The 19,792-nt window shown below is 47.7% G+C and carries 16 protein-coding genes; 1 reads left to right on the forward strand and 15 read right to left on the reverse strand.

All coding sequences use genetic code 11. The annotated features are described in order from the left end of the window. Positions 1-145 precede the first annotated feature (145 nt). The 13 genes from PHQ97_03030 to PHQ97_03090 all read right to left on the reverse strand — a co-directional run bounded on the left by PHQ97_03030 (position 146) and on the right by PHQ97_03090 (position 14,621). Entirely contained in the window at positions 146-427 is a 282-nt protein-coding gene (locus PHQ97_03030; protein ID MDD4391707.1) for an integration host factor subunit alpha, read from the reverse strand. Between the two features lie 584 nt (positions 428-1,011). Further along, positions 1,012-1,467, reverse strand: coding sequence for an ACT domain-containing protein (locus tag PHQ97_03035; protein MDD4391708.1), 456 nt, complete (start codon positions 1,465-1,467; stop codon positions 1,012-1,014). Between the two features lie 467 nt (positions 1,468-1,934). Then, positions 1,935-2,480 carry a hypothetical protein gene (locus PHQ97_03040; protein MDD4391709.1) on the reverse strand — a complete coding sequence of 182 codons (546 nt, stop codon included), beginning with the start codon at positions 2,478-2,480 and terminating at the stop codon, positions 1,935-1,937. 963 nt (positions 2,481-3,443) lie between these two features. Beyond that, positions 3,444-4,097, reverse strand: a complete 654-nt coding sequence (locus PHQ97_03045; protein MDD4391710.1) for a S24 family peptidase — start codon at positions 4,095-4,097, stop codon at positions 3,444-3,446. Between the two features lie 330 nt (positions 4,098-4,427). Further along, entirely contained in the window at positions 4,428-5,918 is a 1,491-nt protein-coding gene (locus PHQ97_03050) for a PAS domain S-box protein (protein ID MDD4391711.1), read from the reverse strand. 791 nt (positions 5,919-6,709) lie between these two features. Continuing rightward, entirely contained in the window at positions 6,710-6,910 is a 201-nt protein-coding gene (locus PHQ97_03055) for a cold-shock protein (GenBank protein MDD4391712.1), read from the reverse strand. A 539-nt stretch (positions 6,911-7,449) separates the two neighbouring features. Beyond that, positions 7,450-8,001 carry a YkgJ family cysteine cluster protein gene (locus PHQ97_03060; GenBank protein ID MDD4391713.1) on the reverse strand — a complete coding sequence of 184 codons (552 nt, stop codon included), beginning with the start codon at positions 7,999-8,001 and terminating at the stop codon, positions 7,450-7,452. 177 nt (positions 8,002-8,178) lie between these two features. Beyond that, positions 8,179-9,489: a nucleotide sugar dehydrogenase gene (locus PHQ97_03065; GenBank protein ID MDD4391714.1), complete on the reverse strand. Its 1,311-nt coding sequence runs from the start codon at positions 9,487-9,489 to the stop codon at positions 8,179-8,181. Between the two features lie 42 nt (positions 9,490-9,531). Then, positions 9,532-10,428, reverse strand: coding sequence for a radical SAM protein (locus PHQ97_03070; GenBank protein ID MDD4391715.1), 897 nt, complete (start codon positions 10,426-10,428; stop codon positions 9,532-9,534). A gap of 21 nt (positions 10,429-10,449) precedes the next feature. Continuing rightward, positions 10,450-12,114 carry a Na/Pi cotransporter family protein gene (locus PHQ97_03075; protein ID MDD4391716.1) on the reverse strand — a complete coding sequence of 555 codons (1,665 nt, stop codon included), beginning with the start codon at positions 12,112-12,114 and terminating at the stop codon, positions 10,450-10,452. Positions 12,115-12,117: 3 nt separating this feature from the next. Then, on the reverse strand, positions 12,118-12,915 hold the full coding sequence (locus tag PHQ97_03080; GenBank protein ID MDD4391717.1) for a pseudouridine synthase: 798 nt from the start codon (positions 12,913-12,915) through the stop codon (positions 12,118-12,120). Further along, positions 12,896-14,086 carry a bifunctional glutamate N-acetyltransferase/amino-acid acetyltransferase ArgJ gene (gene argJ, locus PHQ97_03085; protein ID MDD4391718.1) on the reverse strand — a complete coding sequence of 397 codons (1,191 nt, stop codon included), beginning with the start codon at positions 14,084-14,086 and terminating at the stop codon, positions 12,896-12,898. Before argJ ends, PHQ97_03080 begins: the two co-directional genes overlap by 20 nt. 49 nt (positions 14,087-14,135) lie before the next feature. Beyond that, positions 14,136-14,621, reverse strand: coding sequence for a universal stress protein (locus PHQ97_03090; protein MDD4391719.1), 486 nt, complete (start codon positions 14,619-14,621; stop codon positions 14,136-14,138). Positions 14,622-15,284: 663 nt separating this feature from the next. Between PHQ97_03090 and truA the strand changes: the two genes are divergently transcribed. After that, entirely contained in the window at positions 15,285-16,037 is a 753-nt protein-coding gene (gene truA / locus PHQ97_03095) for a tRNA pseudouridine(38-40) synthase TruA (protein ID MDD4391720.1), read from the forward strand. 27 nt (positions 16,038-16,064) lie between these two features. Here the strand turns inward: truA and PHQ97_03100 are convergent, their stop codons facing one another. Continuing rightward, positions 16,065-17,888: a chloride channel protein gene (locus PHQ97_03100; GenBank protein MDD4391721.1), complete on the reverse strand. Its 1,824-nt coding sequence runs from the start codon at positions 17,886-17,888 to the stop codon at positions 16,065-16,067. Next, the gene (locus PHQ97_03105; GenBank protein MDD4391722.1) at positions 17,888-19,207 is read right to left on the reverse strand and encodes an aminotransferase class I/II-fold pyridoxal phosphate-dependent enzyme; all 1,320 of its coding nucleotides are present in this window, start codon (positions 19,205-19,207) and stop codon (positions 17,888-17,890) included. The genes PHQ97_03100 and PHQ97_03105 overlap by 1 nt, the downstream gene beginning before the upstream one ends. Between the last annotated feature and the right edge of the window lie 585 nt (positions 19,208-19,792).

The raw sequence follows: 19,792 nt of genomic DNA on the forward strand, positions 1-19,792 counted from the left end.
GACATCAAGAATATAATCCCTTGTGCGATGGTCCGGGGGATCCTTTGTCATCATCTGCTTTTGACAATGCAAGAAAGCAGATGAGAAAACACGTTTGGATTCGTTTACGTTCAGTCCACCTCCTAAATATACGGCCATAAACATCCTACGGATTAATTCGTTTCCTCAACTGACCGGAACACTTGAACGTAACCACCCGTCTGCCGGACAATTTCATATCCTGCCCGGTCGCAGGATTCCGGCCTCTTCGTTCACTTTTGGATTTTACACAGAATTTACCAAACCCGCTGATTAGAATATCTTCATTGGATTCCAATGTTTTCTTCATTATCTCCAAAAGTATTTCAAGAACTTCACTACTTTGATTTCTCGCAAATCCAAGCTGATCCTGGACATATTCTACGATATGAGCCTTTGTAAGCGTCATTCATTACTCCTGTCATGATGGCATGATTCCAACTGAATTATGTAGTGTCCATCCACAGCCGATTTGCCTCCGATTCCTGCGGTAAGCGAAGATTTTAATCCACAAAATACGCCCCTGTATTTCAGAGGTCAAAACCTTCACCTTCCTTGTAGTTGAAAAAACAATCCGGTTTGAAGACGAACACTCAGTATATCAATATTTTAGGATGAACCTACTGTTATTTTGAAGTTTTTGTCAATACCCAACAATGATGAACGGCCAAAAAAAAATATAAAACGGTATCGATTTGCTGAAATATTCTCTCTGAATTACCCAATTTTAAAAAAAATCATATAAATTTTGAATATAATTTGTGTATTTTTCAAAATTTTTAACCAAAATGTCGGGCTCGATCATAATTTTGGCCATAGTTCCGAAGCATGGCCGCGGAGTCTCGCCCGTTCACTTCGCTCTCTCGAGGCACAGGGATCGCAAAGGCCAAAACCACCGTTTCGAGGCTCTGCGGTCTCCGCGTCTCAAGCGAAGCGGGCGGTAACTATAACGGGAAAATTCTTATTTTTTTACAAAGTTTAAGGAATAAGGCACTAATATTTCAAATAATGAAAGGGCTCCATTGCTGCTAACGCCGCTGCATTCAATGTCTTATAACCTGCTTTTTCAATAATATCCGTAGCGTTATCAAACTGATGAACATCGATGACAAAAACGGCATTTTTCCGGCTTTCCAAAACAAAACCGTACGCATCCTCCACATTAATATTTTCTTTTGCCAGCAGCTGCAGCAGCTTGTTGAGGCCACCGGGCCGGTCATCGATCAACACGGCCAGAACTTTCTTGAGATTTACTTCAAACCCTTCTTTTCTCAGTATCCGTTCCGCATGTTCCGGTTCATCGACAAGAAGATTTATAATACCATAACCTGTAAAACTGGTTATCGTAATCGCTCTGATATTGATTCTGTCGTTAGAAAGAATATCGGTAATCCCGGCCAGAAACCCGGGTCTGTTTTTCGCTTTAACTGAAAGTTGATACGCTATCATGCCGGCACCTTTCTTTGTTGTCGACTCATTTCGCTTTCTAAAAGTCCCCTTAACAGGTACGCTGTTCAACCGATACCAGCACTGGAACGCGAATAAAACGTCCTGCACACCCCCGCGTTTTTTGCCCCGTCTCGAACATTATGCCAGCGGTTACATTAATGAAGCACCCCCCTGACCGGTCTTGAAGGCAAACCTGAATCTGTCAGCGTCGGTAGAAATTCGCACAAAAAAAATAGCAATTACAAGCGTTGAATCGCCTGTCCGGCGAGTCACGAAAGCGCACAATCCAGACATAGACCGTAGTTACGCAATGCGGCCGGAGAGAATGCATCAGCGCCTATAATGCGAAGTTTTTTTACAAGGGCCCTTAAAGCCATTCGTTGCCCCATCCCTTATCAATCATCTGAAAAAAGGGGTCCCGAATACCATTCACCAAACGAACCGTTCATTGTTTACATTTAACACATTTAATAAACCGACTGCATCCAGCCACTGGATTTATCCAGCAGCATTTTATCAACCAGAGAGTTGTCTCTGGTTAATATCTCGATTTCAAAGCACGTATCTTTCTCTAAAATCCTGCCCAGTGTCAAGTTCGGATTCCGGGTGGACGTCAGGTAATTTTCTAAAATCGTTTTTGCCTCTTTTTCTGTCAGTGGTTTCGAAATCATGAGATATTGAGGACCGTACTCCGGACACTGGCCCCAACCGCGACGCATCATGCGGCACTGTTTACCATATCCGCGTCCCATCATTTGGTCCCCACACCCGCGGGAGTTGATCCCCCCTCTCATTTTCATCCCCCTGCCCCTGCCCATACCCATACGCCAGTCACAGGATGGACCGAAACAACAACCGCAATTAGGACAGTACTGCAGCCCTTTCTCAATATTATCCTGCGTTATTGTCGACGCCTCTTCCGGGGGTGGATTCACCTGGGCAGCCGTCAGGCCTGAAAACGCGGCGACACCGACTACCAGCATAAAACAAATTTCCAGAAATGTCTTTTTCATGGAATGCTCCTTTTTGTTTGATAGTGCCCGATCGAAAATTTTTAATTTTTCCAGATTCAAGTCGAACAGACATGCCAGCCGCTCAGCCCATCGCACCCGAAAAAATCAAAAATCCAAGACCCGGCACGGTGACGCCATATCCTACCGAAACGTTTGCAGAAATATCTTTAGAAGATTCTAATAAATGCAGAAACGCAAAGCAACGGGATTTTCAAATCCCCGGCCGTTTGAAAAAATTTCTGGGGCTTGATCATAACTGCGGCCACAATGTCACGGGGTCCGTCCCGCCCGTTGCCGGCTTCTCCAGCACGATCCGGGGGATGTCGTACGCCGGCAACGGGCGGGACTCAGAGGCTACGCACGGCAAAATATGGCCGCAGTTATGATCAAACCCAATTTCTGAAACCCGTTGGCAGATTTATGAATCAGCCGACCGGCCTGCAAGTGTGATGCTCATACGTTGCACTTACGGATGGCACCATATACGAGGCTGCAGATCTTTTTACTGAAGGCTGATATCGCTTTCCGAAAACAGATCTCAACTGTCTGCCGTTCATCAACCAGGATGCCGCGAAAAAGGCAGCAACGCCTGTCAGATTGGCCCACGGCATATAATCGCTGTCACTGCCGGCAAGTAACAAACCAGTCACCCACACCAACCCGAATATGAAATGCTTTACGTACGTTCGTTTCATCATACCTCCTGGCATATCGCATCTGTTGAGTTATATATTTTTTTGTTTATATTAATAAACATTGCGGCAAAAAAAATACCACCTGAATTCGACGCCTTAAGCCCCAACCGGGCTCGATCATATTTTCATCCATCGTTCCGGAGTGTGGTCGAACAATATCGCCGTTAAGTGACTGTATAAGAAACGCGGAGGCTCTGCGGTCTGCAAGAAAATTTGCCAGGACTCACGGTAATTGCTGTTTTTAACCGACAGGCTTCCCGTTCAGACATTACGTCACCTCCCTGCAGATCCAGAGCACCTTTCCGATGATTCGAATACTGTCAATTTCCTTTATGTCCAGATAAATCGGAGAATAATCCACATTATCACTGAGCAATACAAGTTTATGGGGCCGCTTTTCCAGCCGTTTGATCATGATAGTATCGTCCACACCCACCGCGTATATGGCTCCGGCCAGGATATCTTTCTGATCCTGATCAATGAGAACCGTATCCCCGTCTTTCATTTCCGGTTCCATACTGTTTCCGGTAATATCCATCATTACCATCCGGGAAGACGCGCCTTTCCGCTTCAGCCACTGATACTGAAACGAATAATATCCCTCAATTCCAGCCCCAACTTCAAACGATCCACCTCCGGCGCAAAGCCGGGCTTTCACCTTGGGGACAAAAATAAAATCATCATGGCAATCCTTCGCCGCATTTGTAAATGATGCCCCCAGGCCACTTTCAATCCAATCCGGATTCAATCCGTATTTCCGGAACAATTTCAGCACCCATTTATCCGGCACCGAATTTTTCTTTCTGGCCTGAGTGATGGCGGAACGGTTAACCCCCAGAACCGAGGCCAGTTCATTCTGAGAGCGTATACCGGTTGCATCAAATACACGTTGAATAAACAGGTCAAAAGTGGAACCTGACATAAATTTTTCTCCATCGCAGATATGGTTTTAATAATGTTTATGTTTATTAACAAGGTATGACATATTTTGCAACATCTGTTTTCATAAAAACCGAGTCCCAGGGGGATTGATTTGCCCAGACGAGTTCTCCAATTAGCGTGTGCGTTCAAAAAACGGCTTGAAGAAAGCGTTTACCAACCGAAACAGGCGATCCGTCGGGGTGACTGCCTGAGCACAACGAGTTTCATAGGGAGCGCGCCTGTATCCGGGGAAGTGAAGGTCAGCCCGAAGGGCGGTGTGGCGAGGATGATTTTTTTGGGTTCGTTTTCTTTTTCGTAAAAAAAGGACTGTCTATCCACTTTCCGGCTTCTCTTTGAACGGCACTTCTACAAAAATTTCAGTTCCCCTGGCAGGCTCGGACATGATACGATATTGCCCATCAAGCAGGCGGACTCTCTGCTCCATACTCCTCAGTCCCATCGGTTTTACGGATGCAGAAAATTCCATATACTCTTTGACCTTAAAACCATTGCCATCATCTTTAACACGCAGAATTATATTGGGATATGAGGCGACCAGTTTAATAATAACCCTGCTGGCATTCGCATGTTTCCAAACATTGTTCAACGCCTCCTGAACGATTCGATACAGATTGATTTCCGTGTCAAAATCCAGCGTCAGCCCATCCAGACCGGCTTGAATGACTTCCACTTCCAGTTGCGATTTTTCCTCAAAATCACCTGCGTATTGACATACCGCCTGGGCAAGCCCGAAGTTTTCCAGATATGGCGGGTGCAAATCATAAGATATATCCCTGACCGTCCTGATCGTATTCTGAAGTGTTGCAGACAACTCTGAAACCCGTCGCTTAATATCCGAAGGGACCCGGGCCTGATGATCAAACAATGTTTCCAATCCGATTCGCAGTGTCGAAAGATCCTGGGCCACGCTGTCATGCAAATCTCTTGAAATTCTCTGGCCTTCCGCCTCCCTTGCCTTTAACAGCTGATGGGTCAGGCTTTGAATACGGCTCTCAGACCGTTTCCGTTCGGTTATATCCTGATATAATACCAGCCATCCCTTAAACGAATCCTCCTCAGCCAATACAATTGGCGAGACCACCACATCAAAAACGACCTTCCCGGATTTTGATGACCGATAACGATTATTTTTTCGAACCTCATCATGGTCATAACCCATTTCAAACCGTACGGGCTCATACCTCAACATTTTTTCCCTGGCCTGCGTCGGAAAATTAAAATATTCAAAAATAGGCAGGGCATTGATTTCACTGATATCCGTTATGCCAAAAATTCCCATACCCGCTGAATTGGCATCCATCAGCCGCCCCTCAGAATCATAAAATTCAATGCCAATCGGAGACTGCGCAAAGATACTCCTGAATTTTTCCTCGCTCTCCTTTAAGGCTTTTTCTGATTTTTTCTGTTCCGTGATATCCCGGATCGACAAAATCGCACCCATGCGGCGTCCGTTCGTATCATATATCGGACTTGCCTTACCCCACAAATAACACGGTGTTTCTCCCAGATGTGAAACCCACAGTTCTACAATCAGGCAGCCTTTTATTTTCTGAAACACCGTATACCGGCCGTCAACGGTTTGGTCTGGATTTAGGATCAGATCAATGGCCATCGGTGTTCTGCGGCCTTGAAAGGGAATGCTGTATTCATAGTTATTCTTTCCGAGCATTGCCTCCGCTTTGATTCCGGTCATTTCTTCAATCGCCCGGCTCCAGACAATCACCCGGCCATTGATGTCAATTGCAAAGGTGGCATCCGGAAGAAAATCAATATTATTGAAAATTTGCTTTTGCGATTCCATCAATTCGGCCTGTATTTTTCCGGACTGAGTTTTTCTGAGGACGCCAACGGTTTGACTCAGCTTGTTTTTTTATCCGTTCTTCAACCATGGATTCAAGATGGTCACTATATCTTTTGTGGGCTTAATCATAAACTACGGCCACAATGTCGCGGAGTCCGTCCCGCCCATTGCCGGCTTCTCCAGCCCGATCCGGGGGATGCCGGCAACGGGCGGGACTCCGAGGCTACACATAGAAAGATCTGGCCGCAGTTATGATCGAGACCTCTTTTGTATTGAACGAACTGATGGCTAATATCAGCTGGCCAATATATTCTTTCCCGATTTTTTGTCAAATAGAACAGACATAATCATAAAACTGAATCAATTCCAAGCTTAAAACAACTAAGGCAGTAAAAAACAAACCGTGCTGCTTCGGTAACACACGGGAATAACAAATTTTCATGCAATGGCGGGAGGCTCGGAACAATCAAATCAGCGTCCTGCGCGGGCAGGACTGAGACGCGCTATCGCTGGAGGAACCCTTTGTTTAAAGCAACAGACGAGCGGCTTTTATCTTATTATATCCTCAGGGGAGGAACGCGACCTTCCCTCAAGCCCAGCGTGCCTTCAGTCTGTAACCTGCTGATAGAATCAATCTGAAAACAAAAATTCCTGTCCTGTTGGATTAAGTAAAGATGATTGTCGGGAGGGGGGGGCTGGATGCGGATCAGTCCATGGCAGATATTTATCAAAAAGAAAGGGTATTCCATCCGGATCTGATGGAATACCCTTAAAACTCAGAAATTGCAGGACTAAACCACAGTTACATTTACTGCAGCAGGGCCTTTCTGGCCCTTTTCAATATCAAATGTAACCCGGTCGCCTTCATTGAGAGTCTTGAAACCGGTTGCATTGATTCCTGAATGATGAACAAATACATCCGGACCATCTTCCTGTTCAATGAAGCCAAAGCCTTTGCTGCTGTTAAACCATTTTACAATTCCATTAGCCATTGTGACACACTCCTTATTAAAAAAAAATTCGCAAGGTTCCAAACTGCAGGCTACCACTTTGGCAAATGGTTTTTTCCTTCAGTAACGAAACCAGCCCGCTCATCAAAAACGAGCCTTCTTTATTAGATTTGCCACAGGATATCATATCTTTCTCAAAGGTCAAGAAAATTATTCGTTTTTCTAAAATTTTTACTGACTCCATGGCTGGCAACCATTTTATCACTACAAATAACAAGCCGTTTTCCGTGATGTTTCACACGTCAAAGGCGAAGCAGCTCCGGTACAGCTGTTTATCCAATATAGGCGGTAACTTTTCAGTCACAATCAACCGCCTCCGGCAGATCTGACAGCACTTGCGCTTTGCGCCGCGGCGTCAAATCCCCTTTGACCTGAGCTTGTCATAAAGCATAGATCCGAAAATTTTACTTTTTTATCCCGACTGAGCATGACATGGTCAGCGACAAATTCCAAAAATCAGTATTTTCATCAGATGCCCGCCTTTATACATGTCTCTGAAATGATACGATACGATGGCACACTTAACGCACCGTCCGGAATGATTGAACCGGCATCCGTACCGATTCGGCAATTGTCAACCGTTCCGGCAAGCCGGAGGGCGAACCGCACTGTTCCAAAAACAGGGCATTGATCATGACAAGCAGCTGATTGAGATGTTCAAGATCAATCAGGTGTCCGGACGGAAATGAGGATATCTCTTTGGCTTTGAAATTCAACGGGCAGTAATCCACTTTCGGTTCATCGTCCCGATTGAGAAGAATTGGAAAGCCATGGGTCCTGCAGATGATCGGCCTCGCCGGATAAAGCAGGCAGATGCTGTTCTCAAGAAGGGGGCAGCCCCCTCCCGGTGAAGACCTGCCCGCGTTGCTTCTGATATGATCGGCCAGATCCGGGGAAAGATGATTGCATGCAACGGATAACGCGGCCGCTTCGACCGGAAATATCGAAATATGTCGGCAGCAGCCGGCGCAGCCCTTTTTGCAGACCATCTCTTCGCTATAATCCTGCCGGATTTTCCGACACAGGTCATCTACCCTGCCTACCAGCTGATAATAATTCGCCAGCTCTTTCATTGGTCCTGATCCCGTCCGCATCTTACCATCATCTCATCGGATACCCGTATGCTGACAAACGGTTAACGGCGGCAGCGGCCAGCAGCAAGCGAAAAACAAATGATGTATTGCCCGCGCATATCCGCGCGGAAAATCCCTGCCGCTGAGCATCCGGGCAGAATCCCGAATTTTCAGCACTCAAAGTCGCCAATACGCGATATGCCCTGTTTCCGACGGTTCAGCGCCGAACACCCCTTTCACATCAATGAGAATCGGAATACCATCGCTGCAAAGTCCTGCGATACGGGACATCCCCATATCCACATACAATTTATGGCTTACGGCTACGATAACCGCATCCATCCCCCGGATATCAGTCATATCCCGCAGCTCAACTCCATAATACGCGTTTGCTTCCGTGCTGTCGGCACATGGATCGTGGACGATCACGTCAATCCCATAATCTTTCAATTCCCTGATGATATCCACTACCCGCGTGTTTCGAAGATCCGGCACATTTTCCTTGAACGTCAGGCCCAGCACGGCCACCCGGGCGCCCCTGACCTGTTTATTGGCGCTGATCAGCATTTTTACCGTTCGTTCAGCAATATACTTTCCCATCCCGTCGTTGATCCTTCGGCCGGCCAGAATCATCTCCGGATGATACCCGAGGGATTCGGCTTTAAACGTCAGATAGTAGGGATCGACCCCGATGCAGTGACCCCCTACCAGTCCCGGCTGAAAGGGTAGAAAATTCCATTTGGTGCCGGCAGCTTTCAGAACTTCCAGCGTATCAATCTGCATCCGGTCAAATATCATGGCCAATTCATTCATCAGGGCGATATTGATATCCCGCTGAGTATTTTCGATTACTTTTGCGGCCTCGGCCACCTTGATTGAAGAGGCCTCATGGATGCCGGCTGAAACAACCGTTGCGTATACCTGAACCAGAAGCTGACGGGTCGCCTCATCCGAGCCGGATACGATCTTGACGATATTTTCAAGCCTATGGACTTTATCACCCGGATTGATCCGTTCGGGTGAATACCCGACGGTAAATTCCCTGCCGGAAACCAACCCCGATTCCCTTTCCAGAATGGGCACACACACCTCTTCCGTAACGCCGGGATAAACGGTGGATTCATAAACCACACAGGACCCCGCCGCCAGATTCTTACCCACGGTACCCGAAGCACTGCGCACCGGTTCCAGATCCGGAATACGGTACTGATCAATGGGGGTAGGAACCGCCACAATAATCAACCGGCAAGTTGCAAGATCAGCTGCACTGCTGGTAAACATCACCGCCGAGCGGTTGAGCCGCTCAGATGACACTTCCAGCGTCCGGTCACAACCGGATCGAAGCGCTTCAACACGTTCAGAATTTTTATCGAACCCGACAACTTCAAAATGATCTGACAGGCTGACGGCCAGAGGAAGCCCCACATACCCAAGGCCGACAACCGCAATTTTATCGTTTCGCTGACATAATGATTCAAAAGTAATCATCAAATGATCTCCAAGGCAGGTTAACCCCATGAGAGAGTAAAATTATTCCGTCCCGACAAAAAAGGGTCTGAATGTATTTTCCTCCCGTTTCAGGGCGTTGTCAATGGTCTGCAGCATCCGGCATTTATCATCCGGAAGCCGTCCTTCGATATGAATGTAATTGGTATAATGATCACTGGCCAGCCAGGAAGCGACCTGAAGGTCGGTGACCAGCGTTCTCGTTTCCAGAAGAACGCCATGGGGGCCGAGCATATGAAAAGAACCTGCTTCAACTTCTTTCAACAGAGGCGTATTGATCTTGGGGACGAACGTTCTCAGCCGGATAAAATCCGGAGAAATTTCGTTCAGAACTTTCACCGTTTCCCGTGCATGGGATTCGCTTCGCACCCGGCCCCCGATGCCCAGCATCACATAGAGACTCAGTTCAATACCGGCTTCCATGGTCCATCGACCGGCCTCGATCTGCTGGCGGCTGCAAGTCCCCTTCCGGATGTGGGCGAGAACGACATCATCCCCGGATTCCAGTCCGACATGTATCCGGGACAATCCGGCTTCAGCCAGCCGTTTCAGGTCTTCCGGCCCCTTCTGGTGAATATACCGGGAAGAGCCGTATACGGTGATCCGTTCCAGATCCGGAAACACCTGTCGGGCAAACCGGCAGATCTCGCTCAGATCATCGGTCTTCATCGCAATGGTGTTGCCGGCCGGAAAAAACAACGTCCGGATACCGGAGCCGTACACCCGTCGTGCATCGAGAATATCCTCCCGGATATCAGAGACACTCCGGATTTTGAACCGGGGCCCGTTTCGGTATACCATACAAAACGTACACTGGTTATGCGGGCAACCAACCGTCGCCTGAATCAGCAGTGAATCCGCCTCGCTGGGAGGACGATAAATGGGACCTTCGTAGCGCATGGTGACCAAACAATACTCCATAGACTGTTTCTGAAAAAAAACCTATTTCATTCCGGCTGCCGCCTGAGCGATATTGTGTGCATGAGACCGGATACTCTGCAGCGCCGTCAGTACATCATTAAACAACAGGCCGGTTAACACATCGCATTCCTTGTTGTTGAGCCTCTGAATATGTTCATTCCTGAATCGTTTAATCATCTTCTGGATGGATTTGCCCTTTGAGTCCACCTCATGCAGCAGGGTTGTCTTGATTTCGATCCGCTTGGGAACACACAATTCAAGATATTCTCTCAACGATTTATAACTTTCAATTATATTCGCGTAAGCTTCACTGGAAAATTGTAAACCGGATTCACGCTTTCGAATATTGTATTTGGTCAGCAGTTCACAATAATCGGCAACGGTTTCATACTCATCCACAATTCGGAGATACCGCCGGATATCCTCGGAAACATCGCCCCCGGGCGAACTTTGCAGCAGCTCGGCGAGAAAATGAGACACTTCCGCCTGAAGGGTATCGATAATATTTTCATATTTAAACAGACGTTCCTCCAGATCATGATCATTTTTCTGTCCGGTCAGCAGGATCTCGCTCCAGTTGAGCATATCCATGACCATGGATGCCATCTTTTCAACTTCTTTTTTTGCCTGTTCCATGGCAATCGGAGGGGTGGATATGAACCCGTAGTCGATATATTCAAGGTGCTTTTCCGCCGTCCCCTTCTCACCCGGCACCAGCCATATTGCGAGCCTGACGAGCCAGCCGGCACAGGGAGCCAATAGTATCGTATTAAAAATATTGAAAATCGAATGGCCGGCCGCAATATGCGCGGCGATGTACGGCTTGGTACCGTCAGGGCCTACAAAATCCATGGCCCCCGGAACTGCCCAATCCACAATTTTAATAAACCACGGGAACAGCAGGATAACGTAGACAACGCCAATTACATTAAACAGGGCATTGAAATGCGCTGCTCTTCTGGCATTAAAATTTGTTCCTATGGATGCCAGCTCCATCGTAATCGTCGTTCCGATATTTTCTCCGAGAACCATTGCCGCCGCCGCAGGGTATGTTAGCAGCCCCTGATTGGCAAGCGCGATGGTAATTCCTACCGTCGCAGAACTTGACTGGATAACGACGGTCAACACTAAACCTGCAAACACACATTTTACGATCTGCCAGATTGTATCCGCATTAAACTGCGCAAAAAACGGAAGAAATTGCGGATCGGCCCGAAGCGGATAAAACGCCGTTTCCATCAGTTTGAGGCCAAAGAACAGCATGCCGAAACCAAGCACAATCTGTCCGAAATTTCTGACTTTCTTGTTTTTTGAAAACAGATAAAAGCCCACACCGATGCCGAGTATCGGAAGGGCAAATCGGGTAATTTTAATAACGATAATCCAAGAGGTTATCGTTGTGCCGATGTTGGCCCCCATCACAATACCGACCGCCTGGGACAGTTCCATCAGGCCTGCATTGATGAAGCCCACGACCATTACCGTGGTGGCTGAACTCGACTGGATAATGGCCGTGACACTCAAACCGACCATGACCCCCATCACCCGGTTATGGGTTAATAAGGCAAAAAATTTTTTAATGCGATTTCCGGCAACCAGCTGAAGGCCGGAAGACATGGTCTTCATTCCATATAAAAATATACCCAGCCCGCCGATAAGATTAAATATGACCGATACCCAATTCATAAGCTATACTTTATCATTTTTTGCGGCATTCATAGAAATTGATCGAATCAACTCTTTTCTTTCCGTATCCGTCAGATATCGCCAGGCACCTTCGGCAAGCCCCCCCAACCGGATATGCGCAATGCGAATCCGTTTTAACTGCGTCACCTTGTTTCCGATTTTTCCGACCATCCGCCGAATCTGACGATTCCTGCCCTCTTTGAGCACAATCGTAAACCGATTTGAATCAATGCGCCGGACATCGGCGGCTCTGGTCTTTTTCCCCATTATGGACATGCCTTTTTTCAACTTCCCCAGCGCGCTGGCAGCAATAGGCATCGATACCGATACGTCATACTCTTTCTCGTGATCGAATGAAGGATGCGAGAGGCCATGATGAATCCTGCCATCATTGGTCAAGAGCAGCAGACCGGTGGAATCCTTGTCCAGCCGCCCGACAGGATAGAGCCTCCGGGCGATATCAACCAGATCGATGACCACTTTATCTCCCGGCTGAAGGCAGCTCGTGACATACCCTTTTGGCTTGTTCAACGCGATATAAACCAGTTCCTGATGGTACTCGACAGGATTGGCGTCAAATTCGACCCGATCCAGGTCCGGATCCACGCGGGTTCCAAGCTCGGTGACAATTTTGCCGTTTACGGTAACGCGTCCCTGCCGGATATGGACCTCAGCCTGACGCCTGGAACAGATCCCGGCCGCCGACAAAAATTTCTGAAGCCGCATCAATCCCGTTGCACAACATTCTGATCCGGCTGATTCGGATCGATTTTCAATTGAATCAGCTCCTGTAATCGGCATTGATTTTCACATAATCCACCGAAAAATCGCAGGTAAATACGGTCGCCTGTCCTTTCCCGGAATTCAAATCCACGGTAACGGTAAACTCCGGTTTCCGGAGCACTCGAGTCGCCGGCTCTTCCGTAGCTTGTCCGCAACTCACCCCGTTTTGCGCCATCATTACGTCATCAAAATAGATATCAATGCGATCCGGCTCAACCGGAACACCGGCCCGGCCGACAGCGGCAATAATTCTGCCCCAATTGGCATCTTCACCAAAAAACGCTGTCTTGACCAGACTGGAATTGGCAACCGTTTCGGCAACACGCCTGGCATCCGCATCCGACAGCGCGCCCTTGGCCACAACCTCGATCAGCTTGGTTGCCCCCTCACCGTCTCTGACGATCATTTTAGCAAGCTCGAACAGAAGGTCATTGAGAACTTCCTGAAATAACCTTTCATGATCCGCAGTGAGAATCTCAGCCCCTGAACGGCCATTTGCCAGAAGCAGTACGGAATCGTTGGTGCTGGTATCGCCATCGATCGTAATCCGATTAAATGACTGGTCTACGGCAGGAGAAAGAACCCGTGCCAGCACATTGGAAGAAACTTTGAGATCCGTACAGACAAAACAAAGCATCGTGGCCATATCCGGCCGTATCATTCCGGCCCCCTTAGCCACTGCAACCACCGTAAACGGAACCCCGTCAATGTCGGCCTGTCGTGAAACGACTTTGGGAACCGTGTCCGTGGTCATTATGGCGGTTGCCAGATCCATGATGCCATCTTCTTTCAATGAACGGATCAGTTCGGGAGCGGCAGCCGCTATCTTTTCTACAGGTAACGGCTGCCCGATGACCCCGGTGGAGGCCACCAGCACCCGTTCATCTGAAATATTCAGTTCATCTGCTGCACAGCGGGCCATGGCAATTGAATCTGCCATGGATCGACTGCCGGCACAACAATTGGCATTACCGCTGTTTACAATTACGGCCTGGGCGACACCCGACTTTACCCGTTCTTTATCCAGAATAACCGGTGCGGCCCGGACTCTGTTTTTGGTAAACACCCCGGCCGCAGTTGCCTCAGTTTCAGAAAAAATAAGCCCGAGGTCGTTATGATTATTTTTTTTCAGACCCGCGGCAACCCCACTGAATTTAAAGCCTTTGCATTTGATAATATTATTTTTCATCTTTCAATTTCTCTTCAGATACGTTAGCGTTAATAAGCACCCCGCCCCATCAGGGCAGGGGTATCACCAAAACGGGAATCTTGCTTTTTCTGATCACCCGTTTTGAATTACTTCCCATCAGGGTTTCCTTAAAACCGCCATGGCCATGGGTTCCCATAATAATTAAATCACAGGCATTCTTTTCAGCCTCCAGGATAATCACATCAGAGGGTTTTCCTGTTTTAACGATAATTTCATCCGCCTGGAATGTGTGCTGTCCCATTTCTTCATTGGTTTCTTTACAGAAAGAAACCACCCGTTTTTCAAGCAGTTCAATGGTTTCAGAAGAAATCTCATTTTTCAGTGATTTCCATTTAGATTCTCCAAAATAGGGGGCTAACGAATTATCCAGACTTTCAGAAATTTCTTCAAGCACGTGCAGTACTATCACTTTCGACCCGTAACATCCGGCAAGGCTCACCGAATAAGCAAGCGCAAATTTAGAATTATAGGACAAATCGTTGGCAAAAAGAATTTTCTTTATTTTTGGAATCATAACATCCTCCGGCTTTAACTGAAAAACTATTTTTGGATAATCACTGATTCTGATTGGCTTGTTGCCGATTTCATTTGACAGAATACCGGCATAATGTCAATCCACATAACCATTTTATTCAGGCACAATAGACGCCCTTGATTATGGATCACTGCGATATTCCATGCTGAAACGATAACTTCCGGCCTCTTCGGCTTCTGTGCCGGGCCCGGAATTTATCCCCCGACATCCGAACCGCATTGCTGCGGTTACCATCATGAATCTTTTGAGCGCCGGAGTTGAATATACTCGATATCACTGACGTAAATTTCCTGCAACCGGTATTGAAGGCCTGTACCAAATGGGGGCTTGATCATAACTGCGGCCATATTTTGCTGTGCGTATCCTCTGAGTCCCGCCCGTTGCCGGCGTACGACATGGCGCGATCCGGGGAAAAGATGCCGGCAATGGGCGGGACGGACCCCGTGACATGGTGGCCGCAGTTATGATCAAGCCCGAAAATGGCAATTGATCTACTCTGCAACTTATGATATTTTTTTGATTTTTACGTTACATTTATACCTCACGGCATCAGGCCTGCCGCCTTTCGGATGAACAGATGCAGCATTGTCGCTGTTCGGGCTGAAGAGACAAACCATTTTCCGAACCGGATTGATCCGAGTTATGCGTCAAGAAACACCCAAAAATTTCAAACTCGTTATCGAATATGACGGAAGCGCTTACCATGGCTGGCAAAGACAAAAACATCATCCGACGGTTCAGGAAAAAATCGAAAAAGCCTTGCACACCATGACCGGAGAGATCATCATATTAAACGGCTCCGGAAGAACAGATGCCGGTGTCCACGCACTGGGCCAGGTGGCAAATTTCAAGTGTCCCACTGCATTGACGCCGCCGGTATTTCTAAAAGGACTAAACAGCCTCCTGCCCGATGATATCGTCATTACGTCATGTGAACAAACCGATATAAAATTTCATGCCCGATTTGATGCAAAAAGCAAAACGTATCGTTACTGCATTTTGAATCGAGAAATCCCGTCTGCGGTGAATCGTCAATATGCATGGTTTGTCCGCAGGCATCTGAATGTGGATGAAATGAAAAAAGGCGCCGCTCATATGATTGGCACCCATGATTTCAAATCTTTTGAAAAAACCGGCAGCCCCAGGCCCCATACGATTCGAACCGTTATGAAGGTTGACCTGATCATAAAAGATGACGCACATATTTTCATCGATGTGGAAGCGAACGGCTTTCTGAGATGCATGGTCCGGAATATGGTAGGAACGCTTGTATGTGTCGGAAGTGCGAAGCTCACGGCGGAAGATATCATCAGGATTATCAGGTCAAAAAACCGGAAACTGGCCGGTCCCACCGCTCCTGCACATGGACTGTTTCTGAAACAGGTCTATTATTGATCCGTCGCGCAACCGTTCAACAGGCCGTCAGCTGGCGGTCCTGCTTTTCATCTCTTCGATCCGCTGATTATAAAATGTAATCACTTCCCTCCGGTTTAACATTCCGATCAGGACCGAATGATCATCCTCACTGACCACCGGAAGGCTGTCGATATTTTTTATCGTAAACTTTTTAAGTACTGAATTCAGATCCTCCGAAGGTGTCGTCACAATGATATCCGTAGTGGCGATGTCCTTCATGACCACAAGCTGCTCGATGCCCTGGGAAAACAGGACGCCCCGGATATCGGTGCTTGAAAAAATTCCGGTCAGCCGGTTGTGCTGGTTTACCACCGGAAAATAATGCTGCTTGGTTTTTGAAAAAAATATTCTGAATTCTGAAAACGACATACGCTCCGGGATCTGTTTCACATCCTTGAGCAGATGCATCAAATCCTTGACCCGTATCGTCTGGAGAATATCCACAAAAAAATGCCCTGCGTGTGCCGGTGAGTCAATTTTATTTTTGACCTGTTTCGAATAGATCGTCCATTTCTGGGAAGCCAGATAACTGACCGAGCATACCAGCATGCTAGGCAAGAGCAGATGATACGAATTGGTCATTTCACTGACAAAAATAATGGTGGAAATCGGTGTATTTGACACGGCTGTAAAAAATCCCGCCATGCCTACCACGACGAACGCCCCGGGCGCTGTCACCACTGCCGGCATGATCAGGTGAAACAGCTGGCCAACCACTCCGCCCGTGGCACCGCCGATAACGATCGATGGGCCGAAAACGCCCCCGCTTCCTCCGGACCCGATGGAAAAGGATGTGGTGATAATCTTGCCGATGGCAAGTGTAAACAAAAATGGGATGGTCAGTTCACTGTGCAGGGCCTGCTGAGCAAAACCGTATCCGAATGCCAGGGTATGGGGCAGGAAAAAACCGACAATACCGGTACACAGGCCCCCAATGGCCGGTTTAATATGATTGGGGACATGGAGCCGCTTGAACAGGCCGTTGATGCCGTAAAAAGTTTTAATGTAAACAATGCCGACAGCAACCAGTACCAGTGCCAGCACCAGATATGGACCAAGTTCCAGCGGATTTCGAAATAGAAAATCAGGAGATTGAAACAACGATCCCCAGCCGAACACCAGACAAAACACACAGTAGGCCACTACAGACGAGATCCCGGCAGGAATAATCACTTCGGACTCAAATTCCGGGTCCCGATAAAGCACTTCGGCAGCAAACAGTGCGCCGGCCAGCGGAGCCCTGAAAATACTTCCGACACCGGCACCGACACCGGCTGCCATCATGATTCGCCGTTCACTATCGGACAATTTCAGCCGGGTCGCCAGAAACGATCCAAAACCGGCTCCAATCTGGGCTATCGGTCCTTCGCGCCCGCCAGAGCCTCCCGTAGTCAGCGTCACGGCAGATGCGATGGTTTTTATAAACGGAACCCGGCCGCGAATATATCCTCCCCGCCGGTGATAGGCATCAATAGCGGCATCGGTTCCGTGACCTTCGGCTTCCGGAGCAAATGTGTACACCAGCCATCCGCTGACAATCCCGCCGAAACATGGAAGAAACAACAGCACCCATCGGTTGAAGGGGGTATGGGTCGGCGGAATCAGATGATGTTCACCGGCCGGTGCAGGGGGGCGGTAACCCGCCATCAAATCCATGAAATAATGCGTGCCCAGCTGACACATATAATTGAACACGATCGACCCCAGACCGGCGATCAAACCAATCAGGGCAAACCGGATTGCCCATTTCCAGGCAACGGCTATCCGGAATGTTCCCGCCTTACGGGCTGACGAATCGATCCGTTTATGGAATCGGGATAACACACCCATTATGCATTGACTTCTTCGAGGTCTTTAACTCCCTGATAAATGATGTCAAACAGCTCTTGAATATTGCCTTCTTCCAGACATGAAAACGCAATTCTCAACGTTGAAGTGCCTAATGAAATCAAGCCCACGCCGTAGCGTTCCAGCAGGTGGCACCGGAGAGTTTCAGCATCCACGGACTTGAGCCTGATACTCATGAAATACCCGGAATTAAACGGATATGAATCCCATGCATCGTGATATTTTTTATCACTGATGACCTCTTTGACTTGCCTTGCACGTCGTTTGAGTATTTCGAATTTTTCTTTCTTTTCATTCTGAAAATTCACATTCCGCATGGATTTCAATACAATAGTCTGCCCCAGATGCGACGCATTGGAAATAGTGGCACGGACACATGCAGCGGTTTTTTGTTCCAGTGCATCGTAAACCTCACCTGTCTGACCCTGGATGACAGATCCGTATGTAATAAAACCCACTCGAAGTCCCCAGACAAAACTCTCCTTCGTTGCTCCGTCCAACTTTATCGCAAGCAGCCTGGGATGTCGATCGCATAGAAGGGCAAACAGCGATTCTTTTATGGTCTGGTCTTCATAAAATAACCCGAAATAAGCATCATCGACGACAACGATAATATCGGTTCCCCCCTCTGCCACTTCGGTCAATATATCCACAATCCGACAGCCTTCGTCCCGGGTTACCGTGTAACCTGTTGGATTGTGAGGAAAATTGAGCAAAACAGCAATTTTGGCATTCTGCCGGGCTTCTTCTTTCAATTTCTGCTCGAACCCGGAAAAATTAAATCCGCCGTCTTCCGAAAACAGAGAATATTGACTGATTCGCGCCCCATTTCGGGTTTCGAAAATCAGCCGGTAATTGCCCCAGAACATATCCGGGAGAATAACCACGTCATCCGGATCAAGCCATAAATCCGAAAACAGGCTGATTGCATGCGTTATACCGCTGGTCACGATCGGAAGGCTGACGACCTTGTTTTCAAGAGAAGGATTTTTCTGATAAAGCGCCTCTTTCCATACTTTTCTTAAGGCGCCAATCCCATATGAAGATGCATAGGTCAGTGACTCCTCCGGCAGGATGCCATCAATGGAGCTCATAATCGAATCAAAATACATGGTCTTGCCTTCTTCCAGCGCGATACCTACGGTGGCATTCAGATGCCAGGCCTTATCCCTGGCTTCCGCGCCCTGGCTCAAGATTCCTTTCGGAAAAAATATCTGTCTGCCGACAGTTGACAGCATCTCGTATATATGAGGATTTCCTTTCCGTATTCTTTGATTGAGATGTTCTGCCAATATATTCATATTGTGTTGTCTTCCTTCCATTATTAATATCCCGTATTACAGCGTCGGCCAAATGGGCTTCGATAGTACCATATGCCCCTACCAATAGGGACCTTTCGATATCCATATCCTGGGATACGGCAGGAGGAAGATTCACCCTTCCTTCTGCACATGCGCCCATATGTTTCAGCCATTGTATTTTATATCGACACACCGCATTGTTCGGAAATTCATTCCGAATGAACAAATTCGAAGCGACCTTCATCTGTCAGCATCCCGGAGAATACACGCCCGGAGTTTCAGTTGCCCATGATTTCTGAACGTCACCTGTATTACAAAAACCCAAAACGCTTTTCCGAAAAACCCGATGGAACAAAGCGGGCTTATACCCGAAGCAGTATGGATGCCCCGAAGCAGTATGGATGCATGAATAAGCCAGACGGCTTTGGATAGATCCAAACCTGTGCATGACAATTAAAAAGACAAATTAAATTCTGTATACGTTACCCATATAATATGTCAACAGAAAAATAAGCTGGGAAAGATGGGAAATACCGGGGTGGTTTCCAGACCCATAAAACAAAAACCCCGCTCACAAATGGAGCG

The organism is Desulfobacterales bacterium, assembly GCA_028704555.1.
Taxonomy (GTDB): Bacteria; Desulfobacterota; Desulfobacteria; order Desulfobacterales; family JAQWFD01; genus JAQWFD01.

What these genes read in the sequence shown, in the direction of transcription:
- PHQ97_03030 (MDD4391707.1), bottom strand. Translation starts at nt 427, where the DNA reads ATGACGCTTACAAAGGCTCATATCGTAGAATATGTCCAGGATCAGCTT.
- PHQ97_03035 (MDD4391708.1), bottom strand. Translation starts at nt 1,467, where the DNA reads ATGATAGCGTATCAACTTTCAGTTAAAGCGAAAAACAGACCCGGGTTT.
- PHQ97_03040 (MDD4391709.1), bottom strand. Translation starts at nt 2,480, where the DNA reads ATGAAAAAGACATTTCTGGAAATTTGTTTTATGCTGGTAGTCGGTGTC.
- PHQ97_03045 (MDD4391710.1), bottom strand. Translation starts at nt 4,097, where the DNA reads ATGTCAGGTTCCACTTTTGACCTGTTTATTCAACGTGTATTTGATGCA.
- PHQ97_03050 (MDD4391711.1), bottom strand. Translation starts at nt 5,918, where the DNA reads ATGGAATCGCAAAAGCAAATTTTCAATAATATTGATTTTCTTCCGGAT.
- PHQ97_03055 (MDD4391712.1), bottom strand. Translation starts at nt 6,910, where the DNA reads ATGGCTAATGGAATTGTAAAATGGTTTAACAGCAGCAAAGGCTTTGGC.
- PHQ97_03060 (MDD4391713.1), bottom strand. Translation starts at nt 8,001, where the DNA reads ATGAAAGAGCTGGCGAATTATTATCAGCTGGTAGGCAGGGTAGATGAC.
- PHQ97_03065 (MDD4391714.1), bottom strand. Translation starts at nt 9,489, where the DNA reads ATGATTACTTTTGAATCATTATGTCAGCGAAACGATAAAATTGCGGTT.
- PHQ97_03070 (MDD4391715.1), bottom strand. Translation starts at nt 10,428, where the DNA reads ATGGAGTATTGTTTGGTCACCATGCGCTACGAAGGTCCCATTTATCGT.
- PHQ97_03075 (MDD4391716.1), bottom strand. Translation starts at nt 12,114, where the DNA reads ATGAATTGGGTATCGGTCATATTTAATCTTATCGGCGGGCTGGGTATA.
- PHQ97_03080 (MDD4391717.1), bottom strand. Translation starts at nt 12,915, where the DNA reads ATGCCGATTACAGGAGCTGATTCAATTGAAAATCGATCCGAATCAGCC.
- argJ (MDD4391718.1), bottom strand. Translation starts at nt 14,086, where the DNA reads ATGAAAAATAATATTATCAAATGCAAAGGCTTTAAATTCAGTGGGGTT.
- PHQ97_03090 (MDD4391719.1), bottom strand. Translation starts at nt 14,621, where the DNA reads ATGATTCCAAAAATAAAGAAAATTCTTTTTGCCAACGATTTGTCCTAT.
- truA (MDD4391720.1), top strand. Translation starts at nt 15,285, where the DNA reads ATGCGTCAAGAAACACCCAAAAATTTCAAACTCGTTATCGAATATGAC.
- PHQ97_03100 (MDD4391721.1), bottom strand. Translation starts at nt 17,888, where the DNA reads ATGGGTGTGTTATCCCGATTCCATAAACGGATCGATTCGTCAGCCCGT.
- PHQ97_03105 (MDD4391722.1), bottom strand. Translation starts at nt 19,207, where the DNA reads ATGAATATATTGGCAGAACATCTCAATCAAAGAATACGGAAAGGAAAT.